We start from the raw sequence: 14,860 nt of genomic DNA on the forward strand, positions 1-14,860 counted from the left end.
TACCGACGGACCAAACGCGACTCGAGCGATACCCGCGACTCGAGCGGCCACGGTGGCCACAGACAGGGCGTACGGAGCCGTCGCGACGAACGGACGATCGTTACTCGAACGTGGCCGTGTCGCCCCGACGATACCGGTCGAGGCGACGGTAGCCGTGGACGGTCGCGTCCTCGTTGAGTTCGATCTCGTAGCGTCCGACGATATCCTGCGTGTCGGGGACGGCCCGCCGTTCGACGACTTCGACGACCGCGCGCCAGCCGTCGTCGGTTGGCGCGATCTCGCTGACCGCGTCGAACTCCCGACCGATGAGTTCGCCCGCCGTCGATTCGACGGTGCGTCGAACCGCGAGGACGCCCGCAATTTCGTCGTGGTCGGTCTCGACGTCGACGTCGACGTCGTCGGGATCGGTCTTCTCGTCGGCGGTCATGTCGACCGTCCCTAACTCCTGGCTCTCGGGCTCCTGCTCGGAGTGTTCTTGTTCGTCCTGTTCGTCCTGTTCTGCCTCGGCTGTCTGACTATCGCTCACAGTTTGATCACTCTCGTCGTGTTGGTAGCAAAACCCGTCGTCCCGGGCCGGCCGTGAACAGCGCTCGCCGTCGTCGGTGAGCGCTTTGCACTGGTCCGTCGATTGGTGGGTATCGGCTTCGGCCATTGGTGTGTAGTGAACCTATTCTCGGTTTCGTGTCTGGTGTCGTGGTCGTCGACCCCTCAGAGCGCTTCGGCGATCTGCGATCTGAGCTGTGCGACGTCGTCCGGGCCTTCGCCGGCGATTTTCGGCGCTAGCACGTCCATGAAGACCTCGGTCAACAACTCGTCTTTGAACTCGCCGTTCTCGCTGCCGTCGTCGAACACGGTGAGCCCCTTCGCGGCCGTGATCGCCGCTCGCGTGCCGACGACGATATCGAGTTCGTCGCGCAGCGCTCGCGTCGTCTCGACGATCGTTTCGATGTCTTCCTCGGAAAGATCGACGTGCGAGTTGACAATCTCGCGTTCGGTCTCCGCGTCGTAGTAGTCGATATGGACGCCGACGAATCGATCGAGCAGCGCGTCCTGTTGGCGGTGGACGCCCGCGTACTCGACGTCGTTCGAGGTCAGGATCATCCGGAACTCGGGGTGGACGTCGATCGATCGATCCGCACCCTTCTTGCCCGGTCGCTCGAGGACGCCCTCCTCGAGCACCGAGAGCAAGACGTTGTGGGCGGAGGGATCGCTGCGCGAGAACTCGTTGTAGACGAGCGTCGCACCCTCTCGGACGGCCACTGAGAGCGGGTTGTCGACCCACCGCTCGCGGACGATCTCCGTCTGTTTGCTGACGCCGCTGACGAACTGGTCGCTCTCCTTGTAGCTCTCTCCGCCGGCGTTCGCGCCGACGAGTGCGGCCGTATCGACGGATTCGTCGCCGTTGATCCAGACGACCGGCCGACCGCGCTCGGCGGCAGCCGACAGCGCAAGCGCCGTCTTTCCACAGCCCGTCGGGCCGATCAGGTGGACCGGTTGGTCGGCTTGCAGCCAGCCGTTGATTCTGCCTCGCAGCGATGCGACGGCATCCGTCTCAACGAACGGCTCGGGTGCGACCTCGTCGGGGTCTGAGAGGGGACTGTCGCCGTTCTTTTTGCCCACGCTCGAGGATTTTCTGGCGAGTTCTTTTTTCGCTCGCCGTCCCTCTTTACTCGAGCGGCTGCTTGCGATTTTCTTCCCTCTGACCTTGCGCTTGCGCGAAGAATCGTCGGCCATGGGGTGTTATTCGGCGGACTGTGGTGACGATTCCGGTCGCTGTTCGACCTCGAGTTCCTCCAGTTCTTCGAGATCGCCCTCTGCCGTCGCTTGCTCAATTTTTGCAATCTCCTCCGCGTAGTGCAGGAAGGTGTCGACAGAGGCGACCACGACGCGGGCCTCGATCGTCAGCAGTTCGATTCCGACGACCGACACACGAGCCCAGACGTCGATAACGACGCCCTTGTCGAGGATCCGGTCCAGTACCTCTGCGAGACTCGAAGAGTCGGGTCTTCGACCTGATGATGCTGCCATGATACGGTCACAGGTTCACGCCGACTTCGTAACACGGCTTGCACTGCGACTGCAAGCCAGTCCACCGAATTCACGGACGAAACCAGATGAGACCCCACTCAATCGAGTCAGACGCTGAACCGAGTGAGATCTCGCCCGCAACTACCACATTCCTCGGCAGGACCGTCGGCTGCAACTGCAAGCACCACGATAACCCGTCGGACCGTCGAATCTCAGGTGACGAGTTCCTCGGCTACCCGCGGGTGACCGCCGTTCGCGTTCGACTGGTGTGTGTTCGGGCCCGCCGCGAGTAGTCGAATTCCGTTCCCATGATATCCCGATCGATCCGTCTCGAGACCAGCGACGAATCACGCCCGCGTCTGCGGGCACGAGTACCGAGCGACAGCCGTCGGGTGCCGAACGCCGACACGCGGGTGATCGAGCGATGACTAACCGATACGTCTACGGCGTGATGGACGACGATCCCGTCGAGTTCGAGACCGACGCCGTCGGTGGGGCTGACCGCGTCTACACGGTCTCGCACCGTCGTCTCAACGCGGTCGTCTCCGATATCGACACCACCAGCCCGGAGGAGACCGACGAGGACGCCCAGCGACACGACGACGTGCTCCGGGAGATCATGGAGCGCGACGGCGGCCGGGCGATCGTCCCGATGCAGTTCGGGATGGCCTTCGAGAGCGATCGAGCGCTGAAGAACGTGCTTCGCGGCGCCAGACCGGCGTTTCGCCGCGCGCTGAACGACGTCGAGGGCCGGATCGAACTCGGCCTCAAGGTCGTCCGCGAGGAGGACGCGGAGATCGACGACGACGCGGTCGAGGAAGCCGTCGCGGACGAACTCGAGTCCATCGCCGCCCAGTCGGTCCCGAACGACCTGTTCAGCGATCGGCTCGTGCTCAATCGCTCGTACCTCGTCGAGCACGAGGACCGCGAGGCGTTCGATGACGCGGTCGCCGAACTCGAGGACCAGCACGACGACCTCATGTTCCGGTACACGGGGCCGTTCGCACCGTACAGCTTCGTCGACGTCAAGATCGGCGCCCAACAGTAACCATGTTCATCCTCGACGACCTCCTGATTCGACCGTTCGTCGGCATCGTCGACACGCTGCACACGATGGCGCTCAGCGAGCTGTACGACCTCGAGGGCCTCGAGGACGAACTCAAGGAGAACCAGTTGCTGTACGAACTCGGCGAGCGCTCCGAGGAGGAGTACCAGCACCGAAAGGAGGAGATCGAGGCGGAGATCGAGATCGCTCGCGACGTCCACGAACGACTCGCGAGCGGCCGCGTAGAGGTAAAATCGTAATGACTGTAGAGGACTCCGATCCGGACGACCGACGCGACGAATCGAGCGACGAGCACGACGAGGCCGTTAACGACGCGAACTCCGACGACGAGGGCTCCGATGCCGTCGATGACGACGACTCGACGGACGTCCCGATCGACGACTCGTCCTCGAGCGACGAGTCTCCGTCCGACGAACCCGAAGTCGACGAGGAGGGGGCCGATCGACGTCCGAACGACCGGGAATCGGACGAATCGCGAATCGGCGTCTCGGTGTCCGGAACGGATGCCGGGCCGGAATCCGACGATCCCGAAGCGAACGACGGGGGAACGCACTGGCTCTCGAGCCTGCTGTCCGCCCTCGAGTCCCTCGACAGCGGGTCGAGGTCGGGCCGCCGCCGGAGCGATCGAACGGTCCTCGATTACGACATCTCGGTCCGTTCGGGGGACGATGTCATCGACGAGTCGCGGTTCGAGCGGACGTCGTTCACCAGCGAGGGGACGACCGACCGACATCGACGCTCCAGTTCCGATACGGATCGGCCCCGAAAACGGCGGCGGCGGTCGTCCTCCTCGGAGGGCCACCTGACGACCCGCCGGCACGACGACGAACTGCTCGTCACCGCCGACGTGGCCGGCACCGATCCGGACGACGTCACCGTCGGCTTCGACGACTCGACGCTCGTCGTCGCCGTCTCGGGGAGCGAGCTCGACCGGGTCGACATCCCCTGGAAGGATCGTGCGGCTGAGGCGACGATCAAGAACGGCGTCCTCACCGTCCTGATCAAGCCGGCTTCCGACGAAGGCGCGAACGCGGAGATCGACGGGGACAACGGCGATGGGGGCGACGACGATGAGTGAGCAGACTACCGGCGAGGACGAGGGCTTCGACGCCCTTGTCGACCAGGCGGAAGACGCCCTCGCTAACGTCGACGAGTTGCTCGGCGGCGTCGAGAGCCTCGACGAACTCGACGACGGTGCGATCGAATCGGTGATCGGCGACGTCGAGACGCTCGTATCCGTCGTGAGAGAGACCGAAGAGTTGCTCGACGACGGTGCGATCGAATCGGTGATCGGCGACGTCGAGACGCTCGTATCCGTCGTGAGAGAGACCGAAGAGTTGCTCGAGGCGATCGATCTCACCGACCTTCCCGACGCCGTCGAGGGTGACGAACTGCTCGAGGCGATCGAGATTGGCGACATTCCCGAGATACTCGCGGACGAAGAGCAGGGTGCGAGCGACCTCGTCAATTTCACGCAGCTGTTTCGGGCGATCGATCTGCTCAACGCCTGGGACGCCACCGATCTCACCGATCTGTGGCAGGAGAAACGCGAACTCCAGGACGCGGTGGACGAGCTCGGTGACGGCGAGGACGCCGGGATGGTCGAAGACGCGATTTCGGACGTTACCGACGACGACGACGGCGGAGACTTGATCGGAGACGACGACGAAGACATGATCGAGATGGACGCGGGCGACGCGAAGGAGGCGCTCGGCGACATCAACGTCGCGGAGGATCCCGAGGCCTACCAGGTCGCGATCCAGGAGCAGGCGATGAAGGGGATCGACGCCTTCCGCTCGGCGCTGCTCGAGACCCACGAGAAGTTCGAGCAGTTGTACGAGATGAACCGCGAGAAGATGCGCCGCCAAGATACGAGCACGAACTCGCGGAACCCGACCGCGGCGTCGACGATCCAGACCGATCGCCGCGACCTCGGCGGCGGCGCTCGCTACTCGACGGTCCCACAGGAGGTCAAACTCTCGACGGCACCCACTCGGAAGCGCATCTACGGTCGCCGGTTCGAGATCGAGCGGGAGAAACAGCGGAGAGCCAACAATGAGTGATCTATCACAGCACACGACCGGACGACGCGGGGTGAGCCAGACGACCGATTCGAACGCGAACGCGGAATCGACCGACTGTGGAGGTGAGAACCATGGTTGACGACTTCCAGCCGAGTCGACAGAAGGCCGACCTCGCCGAAGTCGTCGAGATGCTGCTCGACAAGGGGATCGTCATCAACGCGGACATCGCGGTCTCGATCGGCGACACCCAACTGCTCGGCGTACAGGTCAGAGCCGCCATCGCCTCCTTCGAGACCGCGGCGAAGTACGGGCTCGAGTTCCCAGAGGGAACCGACATGCGCCGCGTCGCTGCGGCGGTCGACGAACCCGAGTTAGCCGAAACGGATCGGCCGAAGATACCGGTCGATCCGACACGCGGCGTCAACATCACTGCCGACGACCGGTACGCAGACGAGACGCGCGAGGAGTTCTCGGACGAGGCGGACGACGGCGAGGACGCGGGCTCGAGCGAGGGAGACGGGACCGACGAGAGCGACGAACAGCCCGACCGTGGGACCGAACACGTCGGCGCGCGACCGGACCCGGAGCGGCCGACGAGCGGCGGATTCGATCTCCTCAGCGACGACGCGGAAGAGAACGAAGCAGAGTCCGGCGACGCCGACGGAGCGTCCGGTAACGACGACGAGGGCGACGAAACCGAGGACGCCGAAACGGCGGACGCGGAGGCCGAGGACGCATGAAACAGATCGACGTCGGCGACGGCGAGGACGCCCGCCAGGGACTGGTCACGCTCGTCATCACGGTCGTCGAGATCCTGATCGATGCCTTGGAACGCGAAGCGGTTCGGCGCATGGAGTCGGGCAACCTCTCGGACGAGGAGATCGAACGGCTCGGCCAGCAACTCGCGGCCATCGAGGCCGAAATCGAACAGCTCAAAGACGACGAGGGGATTGAAGAGGGCGTCGACGATCTCCGCGGCGATCTGGACGGGCTGGTCAACGACGCAATCGAACAGCTCCACGGCGATCACACCGTCGCGAACAAACCCGGCTACTCCGTATTCGGGGGTGACGAACAGTGAGCTCCGACCGCGCATCCGATCGGCTCGAGGAACTCGAGGACGTCGACGGCGTCGACAGCTTCGACGCCCTCGAGACCGGCGACTCGGACGACGTGGAGACGGTCGTCGACGACGATGTCATTCCCGAGTTCGACGACGGGCGATACCTCTACTGCATCGTGCGGATCGACGCTGACGACGAGGGCGATGCGTTCGAGACGACCGGCGTCGACGGCGAACCCGTCTCGGTCGTCGTCGAAGACGGCATCGGCGCGGTCGTCCACGCCTGCGACGGCATCTACGACTCGGGGAACCTCACGCAGGTCAGACGCTGGCTCGTCCGCCACCAGACGGTGGTCGACGAGGCCGGCGAGGCCTTCGGCACGCCGATCCCGTTCCAGTTCGACACGATCCTCCGGAGCGACGACGCGGGTGTCCGCGAGTGGCTCCGCGAGGAGTCCGAGACGCTCGAGCGCGCGTTGTCCGGGCTGGCGGACCACTGGGAGTACCGCGTGGAGGTCGTCGAAACCGACCCGATCAGCGACGAGGCGCTGATCGAACGCGACGAGCGGCTGGCCGAACTCGACGCACAGATCGACGACTCCGGGGAGGGGACGGCGTTCCTCCTCGAGAAGAAGTTCGACCAGCGGCTCGCGGAGCTGCGGGCGGCCCGTCGCGAGTCGATCACCGGCGACCTGCAGGCGCGACTCGACGACCACGCGAGAGAGGTGCATCAACTCGAGCGGTCGCCGAGCGCGTCGCTCTCCGACGAAGTCGCCGGAGACGCCTCCGACGGCGAGACGCTCTGTCGGCTCACCCTGCTCGCCCACGAGGACGACGAGGGGGCCGTCGGTTCGGTGCTCGACGGCGTGGCCGCGAACGACGGCATCGAGGTCAGGTTCACGGGTCCCTGGCCGCCGTACACGTTCGCGCCGGAACTGGGTGGTGACTCCGAGTCGGCAGATCAGTCCCGATCATGAGACCGCAAAAGAACGAAGAGACACTCGTCGACGTCCTCGACGTCCTGCTCAGGGACGGGGCCGTCCTCCGTGCGGACGTGGTCATTTCGGTTGCGGAGATTCCGCTCGTCGGGCTCAAACTCACAGCCGCCCTCGCGGGCATGGAGACGATGAACGAGTACGGCCTCTTCGAGCAGTGGGATATCGAACGCCGGCAGACGGCGGTCACTCGTCGACAGCACAGACAGGCCGGTCAGCGAGAGAAACGTACCCGACGGCTACAGGAACGGGAACGAGAGCGAAGCCGCGAGTTCGAGGGGCTCGACGAGATCACGGTCGGCGATGAGCAGGATCGGGACTGATCCCCGAACGTGGCCGGTTCGGCGCGGGTTATCGCCGGGCGAAATCCGGACCCGTGACTCGAGTCGCTGACTCCGATCTCCGACACGCGAACACAGAACGAGACGAGCAACAGACCGATTCGGCGGCTATCCGTCAAACGAGACCGCGCCAGTCCGTCGCGCTGTCAGGCGAACTTCGGTCGTTCCGTCGTGAGTTCGACGTCGCCCGTGACGGTTTCCTCGTTGTGGTCCTCGTCGTAAATGTACTGTCCGGTCGCCCCGCAGAGCGTGCACTCGTAGGTTTCGGAGATCTCGTTGATCATTTCGCCGTCTTCGAAGTAGACGCGGCTCTGCGTGATCTGCAGGAATTGGGCGGTCTCGCAGTTACTGCAGGTGATCATACTCGACCGAAAGCGAGGACCAGTTGTAGTTATCCGGCTTGTAACGGAAAGCCGCGACCGGCTATGCGTTTCTTACCCGACGTTCGCCGACGGACCGACCGCCGGCGTCTGTCCCAATCGATTCCGCCCTCTCGACGATGTCGTGTGCGAGAGTAAACACCACATAACCGCCCGACTACGTCGGTTTGGGTCCGGTTTTTCGGAACCGGATTAGCTGCTGGTAAACATCGTGCGATCCGAGAGTTGGCCGCGTTATTCGGACACTTCTTGTGGCCGTTTCCGGACCCGATTCGGGTCGAATCAATCGCGGGGACGAGTCGCCCGACCATCACCGTTCGGCGACGACGACACCGGCTGTGATCCTCGCGATATCGACCTCAGTTCTCGAGCGAAATCGATACTCGCTCTCCGGTTCGAGCCGATTCGTAGGCTGCCTCCGTGAGCGCTGTCACCCGAAGGGCGTCTCGAGCCGTGGCCGGCGGCTCCTCGCTCGTTCGGACGCTCTCGAGGAAGGCCTCGGCGCGGTTCTGTTCGGTTCGAAAGTCGATGTAGGGGTCGTACTCCCCCGCATCGGAATCGATCTCCGTGACCGTTCGCGAGCCCCACTGGCGACCCTCGAGGTAGACCGCCCCCTCCTCGTCCCACAGGTGGATGTGTTCGCGGACCGACGGAGCGTCGCCGTGGAACGAGAAGGTCCCGGTCGCCCCGTTCTCGAACCGAACGTCGAGGTGTGCTCGTTCGTCGATCCGTTCCGCCTCGTCGTGAAAGTCCATACTCGCGGCGACGGATTCGGGCTCGAGACCGGTCGTCCAGAGCACGCCATCGAGGACGTGACTGCCGGTATCGTAGAGGAAGCCGCCGCCGGAGAGATCGGGATCGAGCCGCCAGGTACCCATCGAGTCGTCGATCCAGTCTTGCGTGATGGAGGCCGTCAGCCAGTTCGGCGAGCCGTCGAGAAACCGTTCCCTGGCGGTTCGAAACGCCGTCTGGAGGTGGCGCTGGTAGCCGACCATCAGCGTCTGCTCGCTTCGTTCGGCGCGTTCGGTGAGGTCGCGAGCGTGCTCGAGGTCGGTCGCGAGCGGTTTGTCACAGTAGACGTGATAGCCGTGCTCGAGGGCGGCGACGACCTGCTCGTAGTGGAGGGTGTGAGGCGTGCCGACGAGTACGGCGTCCAGCGGCGCGTCCTCGAGCATCGTCGCGTAGTCGGTGTACTCTCCGTCGCTCGAGACATCGAACGCAGTGCTAGCCTCCGTGAGTCGATCTGTGTCGAGGTCACAGAGGGCTCGGACGGTCGCGCTCGGGTGCTGGTGAAGCTGTCCACCAACGGTTGTGCCGATGTATCCGAGTCCGACGATACCGATTCGAAGCGGGGACGAAGCCTGATCGTCGCGCATGGCCCAGCGGATGGGCTACAGTACCATCGCTTGGGGGTCGTCACAGGCAAGCATCCGCGGCTCGAGCGAGTGTCGGCGATCGAACGCGGCGGCCGCTCGCTCACCGACGGCCGAAGGCAGTGCCAACCGCACCGAAGGGGAACGCTGTACGACGGTATCCGTCGCCTGTCGAGGTTTCGCCCCCGCTACCATCGCGCAAGTGGCTGCATAACAATGTGTCGGACTTGCAATGTACTGGTTGCGGGGACGTAAGGCCCCGCCGGGTACACGCTCCAACGACGACGCGCTTACCAGCCGATTGCGTGTTCGTGCCCGGATCGCTCGAATGTGGACTCGCCCCCGCTTCGAGTTAGCTCATGTCTCTCACGCCAGGGCGGGTTCCCGCCCCCGCCCGGGTTTTCGACCCTGACTCGCCACCGAACCGCGGTTGCGGACCCTGTCACAGGCGAGTCGGGACTCGATCCGAACGCTACACTTACACACCGTTCAGCGACGCAGAAACGGATTCGCGATCGAAAGTTCTGACCTCGCGTCGACTTAGAACTCAGTTATGACGGGAATACCGACCGTCTCGTAGTCGTCCATCGAGGCCAGCGTCTCCGGCAGTTCATCAAGACTCAGGGTCTCGCCGATGATTTTGCCCGGCTCGAGGGTTCCCTTCGCGATCAGTCGGAACAGCTCCTCGTAGCGGACCAGCGGCATGCCGAAGGAGCCGTGGAAGTCGATCTCCTGCATCGTCATGACGTCGACTGGCAGCTCGATCTGGCCCTGCTCTTCGCCGGTCGTCAGGCCGACCTGCACGTGGCTCCCTCGCGTGCCTAGGCTGTTGACCGAATTCTGGCAGGTCTCCGCGATACCGAGCGCGTCGATCGAGACGTCGGCACCGCTGCCGCCGGTAATTCCCTTGATCTCGTAGGCCGCGTCGTCTACCTTGGAACCGTTGACCGTCTCGACGGCACCGAGTTCCTCGGCGCGCTCGAGTTTGGAGTCGAGCACGTCGACGGCGATCGGATGGGCACCCAGCGCCTGTGCGATGTGGATCGCCGAGAGACCGACGCCGCCACAGCCGTGGACGGCGACCCAGTCGCCGGGCCGGAGGTCGGCTCGGTCGGCTAACGCGTGGTAGGCCGTCATGAACCGGCAGCCGAGCCCGGCCATCTCGGTGAAGTCGACTTCGTCAGGCAGTTTGACGCAGTTGAAGTCGGCTTCGCGGACCGCGAAGGCCTCCGCGAACGCGCCCTGAGAGTACTCCGAGAGTCCAAGCGGGAGGACCGTCTCGCAGTTGTTCGCTCGCCCCTCGCGGCAGTGTGGACAGGTGCCGTCGCCGAGGTGGAACGGGACGGCGACCCGGTCGCCCTCTGCGAGCGTCTCGACATCGTCACCGACTGCGGAGACGATCCCGGCGGGTTCGTGACCGAGGATCTGTCCTTCCGGGACGCCCGCTCCGATCCAGTTCCAGTCGCCCTGCCAGGCGTGCCAGTCACTGCGGCAGACGCCGCAGGCTTCGGTCTCGACGACGACCTGATCCGGTGCCGGCTCCGGATACGACACGTCTTCGATCTCGAGCGGTTCTCCGTGTTCCTGAATTACGGCTGCTCGCATACGTTCATGGTTCTTCCTGATAGTACAAAAGTGTGGGACATGTGATTCGATGGATCGCTGCGATAGTTCGTTGCTCGAGTGTCTGAAACGGTTGTAAACGTAACATCCGTTCTTCGAAGTAGTATTGCTTGGCAGTCGTGACACATGAATCGTGAACGGCCGATGGGGACACTCAGTTCGGCCTAGAGCCGTAATTCATCGAATTCAACAATTTCTTTTTATCCAACATGTAATTTTGAACGGATACTAGAATATAATACGTTTTCCGAGCGACTTTTTCCACAGGCACAGTAGCAATAACGCACTAATGGCCCAAGACATGGCTCAATACTGTGTATCGGCCCTGATACCATAGGTTCTGGATTCCCGAGAAGGCACATTGGTTCATCCGTTTTATCGTCCGTTAAAGGGCATGAGAAGGCATGGCTAACGATATTCCTCGTTAGATCACTTTCTGTATATAATAGTTGGATATCTGTGTACTCACAGTAATAGTCGAGAACCACTCATTTCACCAATCGAGGACTGGGCTCGATAGCGTTCAACCCACCCGAACTCCACTCACTCGTCGGTCTCGTCGGCGTCGCGATCTTCGAGTTTGAACTTCTGGATCTTGCCGCTGGTCGTCCGCGGGAGTTCGTCGATGAACTCGACCTCCCGCGGGTGTTTGTAGGCGGCGACCCGCTCGAGGAAGTAGTCCTTGATATCCTCCTCGGTGACGTCGACGCCGGCTTCGATGTCGGGTGCCGGGACGACGAACGCCTTCGGAACCTCGTTGCGTCGGTCGTCCGGAATTCCGACGACAGCACCTTCGGCGACGGCGTCGTGCTCCGCGAGGAGTTCCTCGAGTTCGCTGGGGTAGACGTTGTAGCCGGCGGTGTTGATCATGTGCTTTTTCCGGTCGACGATCTCGTAGTAGTTCTCTGCGTCCCGGCGGGCGATGTCCCCGGTCCGGAAGTAGCCGTGTTCCGTAAAGGCCCGGTCGGTCGCCTCGGGCATGTTGTGATAGCCGTCCATCACCTGCGGTCCGCGGACGACGAGTTCCCCCTCCTCGCCCGGCGGAACTTCCTCGCCGGAGCTGTCGACGATCTTGCAGTCCGTCTGTCGGATGGGCTGTCCGATCGTGCCGTGGCGCAGGCCGAACGTCGAACTCCCCTGGGTGTGGGTCGCGCCGTGGGTCTCGGTGAGCCCGTATCCCTCGGTCATCTCCACGCCCGCGACGTCCTCGAACTCCTCCTGAACCGCGACGGACATCTTCGCGCCGCCCTCGCCCGCGGACTCGAGGCAAGTCAGGTCGTACTCACCGAACTCGTCGCTGTTGACCATGTCGACGTACATCGCGGTGACGCCGACGTAGTGGGTGATTCCCGCCTCCTCGATGAGCGCCATCGCCGCGTCGGCGTCCCAGTTCGCCGCACTCCGGAGGAAGATGCTGCCGCCGCGAAGCAGGGGCTGCCACGCGGTGTGGGTAAAGCCGGTGATGTGGTACAGCGGGAGCCAGACGAGGCTGCGGACGTCCTCGTCGTCGAGCTCGCTCGGCTGGGAGAGCACCGAGAACATCTGCGCGCGGAAGTTCCGGTGGGTGAGCCGGACGCCCTTCGGCTTCCCCGTCGTCCCGGAGGTGTACGGCAGGAGTGCCAGATCGTCGTCCGCGCGTTCGACGAACGTCTCCTCACCGCGAACGTCGGAGAACATCTCGACGCCCTCCTCGGTGCTGCCTACGCCGATCACGACGGGGTTCCAGTCGATCTCCTCGAGGGCCTCCTGTAAGTACGGTAACAGTGCCGCGTGGGTCAGGACCGCCGTCGCCTGGGTGTCCTCGAGCTGATAGGCCAGTTCCCGTCGTCGGTACTGCGGATTGACCGGCGAGACGGCGACGCCTGCTTTGAACGCCCCCAGAGCGCCGATCAGGTACGGCGGACAGTTCGGCAGATACTGAAGCATCACGTCGCCGGGTTCGATCCCGAGGTCTGCCAGCCCCCCGGCAAACTGCGCGCTCTCCGTGCGAAGTTCCTCGTGTGTCAGTTGCGTCCCGTGATATTCGATGGCCGTCGCCGATCCGTGATGGCGCGCGGTTTCGTCGTGCAATCGAGCCGCATTCCCCTCTCTCGCCTGGTCGCGAACGTCTTCCAGATCCATGTTCTCACATAACACAGTATAGTACTAAAGCGTATCCCGAGCGATCGGTCTTGAGACCGGCGGACCGATGTTCGATTCCGTGTCGTCGAAATCGGTTTCCTCGAGAGTTCTCCGACAGGAATAGTCGGTTCGAGTTCGAGTACGCGCCGCTTTTCGGTCCGTCTGAGACCCACGGTGGGCCGATTTCCACCGTATCCGGAGACTTCATTTCACAACGTTGTATCTGACCGCTTTGTTGTACATTTACAATGTTGTATGTGTATTCCCCGGTATGGAGTACCACGACTCCGAGAAAGCGAAGGAGGTCGCCGGGCGGGTAGAGGCGTTCATGGACGACGTCGTCATCCCGCGCGAGCGCGAGGCTCTCGCCACGGGCGAGCAGATCACGATGGACGAGATCCACGAGATGTGGGAGATGGCCAAGGCGCGCGATCTGTTCGCGCCCCAGGTTCCCGAGGAGTACGGCGGGCAGGGACTCGATTTCAGCGACATGCTGCCGTCGTTCGAGCAGGTCGGCCGCTCGCTCATCGGTGCGCTCGCCATCCGCGCGAACGCGCCTCAGGAGGGGAACATGCACACCTTAGAGATGGTCGGCTCCGAGCAACAGAAAGAGGAGGTCCTCCGACCGCTCGTCCAGGGCGATATCACGACGGCCTTTGCGATGACCGAGCCGAAACAGGGCGGCGGCTCTGACCCGAAGATGCTCCAGAGCACGGCCGTCAAGGACGGCGACGAGTGGGTTATCAACGCCCACAAGTGGTGGACCTCGGACGGGCTGGACGCCGACTACTACCTGGCGATGGTTCGGACCGACCTCGACGCCCACCCCTACTCGGGGACGTCGATTATCCTCGTTCCGTCCGACGCTGACGGCGTCGAAGTCGTTCGGAATATCCCTCACGTCGGCGGTCACGGGATCACCGAACGAACGGGCGGCCACGCCGAAGTGAAGTTCGACAACGTCCGCGTCCCCGTCGAGAACACGGTCGGCGAGGAGAACGAAGGGTTCCAGATCGCACAGATGCGACTCGGCGGCGGCCGGCTCACCCACTGCATGCGCTACTCCGGGATGGCCGAACGCTCGCTCGACATCGCGAAGGCCTACCTCGCCGAACGCGAGGCCTTCGGTACGACCTTAGAGGAAAAACAGGCGCTGCGCCATCGGATCGCGGACGCCGAGACCCAGCTGCACGCCGCCCGCTGTATGGTCCGCCACGCCGCGCGCGAACTCGACCGCAGCGACGCGCGTATCGAGGTCGCGATGTCGAAGATGTTCACCGCGAACGTGACGAACGAGACGATCGACCTCGCGCTCCAGTGTCTGGGCGGCAACGGCATCGGGAAGGATCTCCCGATCGCGCACTTCTACGAGAACGTCCGCGCGTTCCGGATCGTCGACGGGGCCGACGAGGTCCACCGCCGCTCGATCGCCCGCTGGGCGTTCGAGGACATCGACGAAGCCGAGGTCGAGAACTCGCTGCAGTTCGACGAGGACCTGCGGATCGACGCACTCGACGAGTAACCGCAGCCGTTCCAGCGGTATTTTTTAGGAACCCGTCGCCCATCGTCGCTAATTGGGACGATCGACGTGCGGTGGCGCACGCTGTCGGCCGGCCGAACGAATGTGAGGGCGGACGACGATCACGTGCGAGGTCGTCGCGAGTAGCACGAGCGACTGCTCGGAAGGCGCGAAGCGTCTTCTGGTGGACGAGCAACCGAGCGGCGTGAGGGAGCGAGTCGGTTGGAGAGGGAGAGGCCTCTCAGTGGCGCCACGGTAGCAGCGTCCTCTCCCGTCCGAAAACGAGTCCAGTTCATACCAACCAATTCCCGTCCGACAACCGAGTCC

Annotated in this window: 16 protein-coding genes; 9 read left to right on the forward strand and 7 right to left on the reverse strand. The window is 63.6% G+C overall.

What is annotated here, in order from left to right:
• Positions 1-100: 100 nt before the first annotated feature.
• The 3 genes from gvpO to gvpA are packed head-to-tail and all read right to left on the reverse strand — an operon-like array spanning position 101 to position 2,028.
• Positions 101-652: a gas vesicle protein GvpO, halophile-type gene (gene gvpO / locus NATTI_RS0117955; protein ID WP_006088522.1), complete on the reverse strand. Its 552-nt coding sequence runs from the start codon at positions 650-652 to the stop codon at positions 101-103.
• Positions 653-708: 56 nt separating this feature from the next.
• Positions 709-1,734 (reverse strand): gas vesicle protein GvpN, encoded by a 1,026-nt coding sequence (gene gvpN, locus NATTI_RS0117960; RefSeq protein WP_006088520.1) that lies wholly within the window; start codon positions 1,732-1,734, stop codon positions 709-711.
• A gap of 6 nt (positions 1,735-1,740) precedes the next feature.
• Positions 1,741-2,028 carry a gas vesicle protein GvpA gene (gvpA, locus tag NATTI_RS0117965; protein ID WP_006088519.1) on the reverse strand — a complete coding sequence of 96 codons (288 nt, stop codon included), beginning with the start codon at positions 2,026-2,028 and terminating at the stop codon, positions 1,741-1,743.
• 424 nt (positions 2,029-2,452) lie between these two features.
• Here gvpA and NATTI_RS0117970 point away from each other — a divergent pair, with 424 nt between their 5' ends.
• The 8 genes from NATTI_RS0117970 (at position 2,453) to gvpM (ending at position 7,499) form a co-directional block, all read left to right on the forward strand.
• Positions 2,453-3,076, forward strand: coding sequence for a GvpL/GvpF family gas vesicle protein (locus tag NATTI_RS0117970; RefSeq protein WP_006088517.1), 624 nt, complete (start codon positions 2,453-2,455; stop codon positions 3,074-3,076).
• A 2-nt stretch (positions 3,077-3,078) separates the two neighbouring features.
• Complete coding sequence (gene gvpF / locus NATTI_RS0117975) at positions 3,079-3,333, forward strand: gas vesicle protein GvpF (RefSeq protein ID WP_006088516.1); 255 nt, start codon at positions 3,079-3,081, stop codon at positions 3,331-3,333.
• Positions 3,333-4,172: an Hsp20/alpha crystallin family protein gene (locus NATTI_RS0117980; RefSeq protein WP_006088514.1), complete on the forward strand. Its 840-nt coding sequence runs from the start codon at positions 3,333-3,335 to the stop codon at positions 4,170-4,172. The genes gvpF and NATTI_RS0117980 overlap by 1 nt, the downstream gene beginning before the upstream one ends.
• Entirely contained in the window at positions 4,165-5,157 is a 993-nt protein-coding gene (locus tag NATTI_RS0117985) for a hypothetical protein (RefSeq protein ID WP_241434262.1), read from the forward strand. Before NATTI_RS0117980 ends, NATTI_RS0117985 begins: the two co-directional genes overlap by 8 nt.
• 92 nt (positions 5,158-5,249) lie before the next feature.
• Positions 5,250-5,858 carry a gas vesicle protein GvpJ gene (gvpJ, locus tag NATTI_RS0117990; protein ID WP_006088510.1) on the forward strand — a complete coding sequence of 203 codons (609 nt, stop codon included), beginning with the start codon at positions 5,250-5,252 and terminating at the stop codon, positions 5,856-5,858.
• Positions 5,855-6,199, forward strand: a complete 345-nt coding sequence (locus tag NATTI_RS0117995) for a gas vesicle protein K (protein WP_006088508.1) — start codon at positions 5,855-5,857, stop codon at positions 6,197-6,199. Before gvpJ ends, NATTI_RS0117995 begins: the two co-directional genes overlap by 4 nt.
• The gene (gvpL, locus tag NATTI_RS0118000) at positions 6,196-7,158 is read left to right on the forward strand and encodes a gas vesicle protein GvpL (protein WP_006088506.1); all 963 of its coding nucleotides are present in this window, start codon (positions 6,196-6,198) and stop codon (positions 7,156-7,158) included. The genes NATTI_RS0117995 and gvpL overlap by 4 nt, the downstream gene beginning before the upstream one ends.
• Positions 7,155-7,499, forward strand: a complete 345-nt coding sequence (gvpM, locus tag NATTI_RS0118005; RefSeq protein ID WP_006088505.1) for a gas vesicle protein GvpM — start codon at positions 7,155-7,157, stop codon at positions 7,497-7,499. Before gvpL ends, gvpM begins: the two co-directional genes overlap by 4 nt.
• A 164-nt stretch (positions 7,500-7,663) precedes the next feature.
• Here gvpM and NATTI_RS0118010 read toward each other — a convergent pair whose 3' ends face one another.
• The 4 genes from NATTI_RS0118010 to NATTI_RS0118025 form a co-directional block, all read right to left on the reverse strand.
• Positions 7,664-7,879, reverse strand: coding sequence for a hypothetical protein (locus NATTI_RS0118010; protein WP_006088503.1), 216 nt, complete (start codon positions 7,877-7,879; stop codon positions 7,664-7,666).
• A 377-nt stretch (positions 7,880-8,256) separates the two neighbouring features.
• Positions 8,257-9,273 carry a Gfo/Idh/MocA family protein gene (locus NATTI_RS0118015; RefSeq protein ID WP_006088502.1) on the reverse strand — a complete coding sequence of 339 codons (1,017 nt, stop codon included), beginning with the start codon at positions 9,271-9,273 and terminating at the stop codon, positions 8,257-8,259.
• A 537-nt stretch (positions 9,274-9,810) separates the two neighbouring features.
• Positions 9,811-10,875: a zinc-dependent alcohol dehydrogenase family protein gene (locus NATTI_RS0118020; protein ID WP_006088500.1), complete on the reverse strand. Its 1,065-nt coding sequence runs from the start codon at positions 10,873-10,875 to the stop codon at positions 9,811-9,813.
• Positions 10,876-11,436: 561 nt separating this feature from the next.
• Complete coding sequence (locus NATTI_RS0118025) at positions 11,437-13,014, reverse strand: class I adenylate-forming enzyme family protein (RefSeq protein ID WP_006088494.1); 1,578 nt, start codon at positions 13,012-13,014, stop codon at positions 11,437-11,439.
• Positions 13,015-13,285: 271 nt separating this feature from the next.
• Here NATTI_RS0118025 and NATTI_RS0118030 point away from each other — a divergent pair, with 271 nt between their 5' ends.
• A complete protein-coding gene (locus NATTI_RS0118030; RefSeq protein ID WP_006088492.1) occupies positions 13,286-14,536 on the forward strand; it encodes an acyl-CoA dehydrogenase family protein in 1,251 nt (416 codons plus the stop codon).
• Positions 14,537-14,860 lie beyond the last annotated feature (324 nt).

Source organism: Natronorubrum tibetense GA33 (genome assembly GCF_000383975.1).
GTDB classification, from domain to species: Archaea; Halobacteriota; Halobacteria; order Halobacteriales; family Natrialbaceae; genus Natronorubrum; species Natronorubrum tibetense.